The following is a 1,633-nucleotide window of genomic DNA, read 5'->3' on the forward strand; positions in this document are numbered from 1 at the left end:
CGGTGAGAGGTGGCCTGCATCAGGCGGAGGGCGGTTGTCGGTCGGCCAGGGCCGAAGAGCGGCAGCACCAGCGCCGCTCCCCAGGCCACCGACGGGCAAGACCCCGGGGAGCCCGGGGCCGTGCGGCTCCTGACCCCGCACGGGCACCGGCCTCCGGTCGGCGGGCCCCGCACTGCCCCACGGTGTGCGGGGCCCGCCTCCTTCCTGGAACGGCTCCCCGGACGACCCTTGGGTCGACTTCCGGACCGACTCCCGTACGGCTCTCTTATCGATCGAGTTTGGGCAAACGTTCGACTGAATCCCGCCAAGATCCTGCTCGCATCGCCCCGCGCGGGCCAACGCCCCTACGATCAACGCCCGTCGGGACGAGCGAAGGGGCGGGGCATGGGTGTGGCCATCCGGACGGCGGGCGCAGGGGACAGGGAGCTGATCGTCCGGCTCCTGGACGAGGCGTTCCAGGACGACCCCGTGAGCGGCTGGGTCTTCCCCGGGGTGGAGGATCGCCGTGCCAAGCACCCCGGGCTCATGGCCGCCTTCACCGACATCGTGCTCGCGGCCGGCCGCATAGACATGACCGAGGATGGCTCGGCCTGCGCCCTGTGGCTGTCCATGCCCGCCGACGGGGGCCATGACGACCCCGACGGCCATGACGGCGCCGCCGAGGACGAAGGTCCGGCCCAGGTGCGGGAGGCCGTCGATCCCGACAACGAGCGCATCGAGATGATCGGCCGACTGACGGCCGCCATCCATCCGACCGGGCGGGCACACGAATACCTGTGGATGATCGGCGTGGCACCCGGCCGCCAGGGCGAGGGCCTCGGCACCGCGCTCATCGAGAGCGTCCTCGACCGCTGCGACCGTGAGGCCCTGCCCGCCTACCTGGAGGCCAGCAGCGCCCGCAGCCGCAAGCTGTACGAGCGTCTGGGCTTCGCGCCCGTCGGCCCGGTCCTCGACCTCCCGGACGGCCCGGCGATGTGGCCCATGTGGCGCGAGCCCAGCCCGCACCGGCAGCCCGCCTGAGCCGACCGGCTCGAGCCCAGATCGCATCGGCAGCCCGCCCAGGCCCACCGGCGAAAGCGCCGCCTGCTGCACCCACCGCCGCGACCCCGGCGCCGGCTCTCCTCCACCCGACCCGGCCCTGGATCTCCTCCACCCCGCCCCCTCCGGCAACACAGTCGCCACGACCGTTCCACGAACCCTCCGGGACGCCCACCACGGGCAGGGCGCCCTCCAGTGCACCCGGCAAGGGCAGAAGCATCTCTGCGGCGGCTCGCGGGTCGCGGCAACGGCGCTCTGGTGCGCACGCACATAAGGAAGCGCTGAGCCCCCGACCGGCCTACGCTGAGGACATGGGCAGCGAAGAACACGTCTGTCCCAACTGCGGACAGCCAGTGGACACGGTCGTCCGGCGTCACAAGACGCTGGGCACGTGGGTCCCCCGATGGGTGGCGGGCCCGTGCCGCAACCCGGAGTGCGGGTCCTACGACGCGCAAGCCGCCGAAGGCGGACACACCGTCGAGGGCACTCACGCCGGGGACGCCCCCGCGGCGCCCGAGGGCTCCACCCCGGACGGGCCCGAAACGGCCCCCGGGGAAACCGTCGCGAAGAATTCCTGAGCCCGTGTCGAGATGCG

General features: G+C 73.1%; 2 protein-coding genes. Both read left to right on the forward strand.

The features are described from left to right. Nucleotides 1–384: 384 nt before the first annotated feature. Entirely contained in the window at nt 385–1,020 is a 636-nt protein-coding gene (locus ABT116_RS44765) for a GNAT family N-acetyltransferase (protein WP_351646718.1), read from the forward strand. Nucleotides 1,021–1,349: 329 nt separating this feature from the next. Then, nucleotides 1,350–1,616 carry a hypothetical protein gene (locus tag ABT116_RS44770; protein ID WP_351646722.1) on the forward strand — a complete coding sequence of 89 codons (267 nt, stop codon included), beginning with the start codon at nt 1,350–1,352 and terminating at the stop codon, nt 1,614–1,616. Nucleotides 1,617–1,633: the final 17 nt, after the last annotated feature.

It is taken from the genome of Streptomyces sp. NPDC002130 (assembly GCF_040296465.1).
Classification (GTDB): Bacteria; Actinomycetota; Actinomycetes; order Streptomycetales; family Streptomycetaceae; genus Streptomyces.

Excerpts from the sequence above, each read along its gene's own strand:
- ABT116_RS44770 (WP_351646722.1), top strand. The coding sequence starts at position 1,350 with ATGGGCAGCGAAGAACACGTCTGTCCCAACTGCGGACAGCCAGTGGAC.
- ABT116_RS44765 (WP_351646718.1), top strand. The coding sequence starts at position 385 with ATGGGTGTGGCCATCCGGACGGCGGGCGCAGGGGACAGGGAGCTGATC.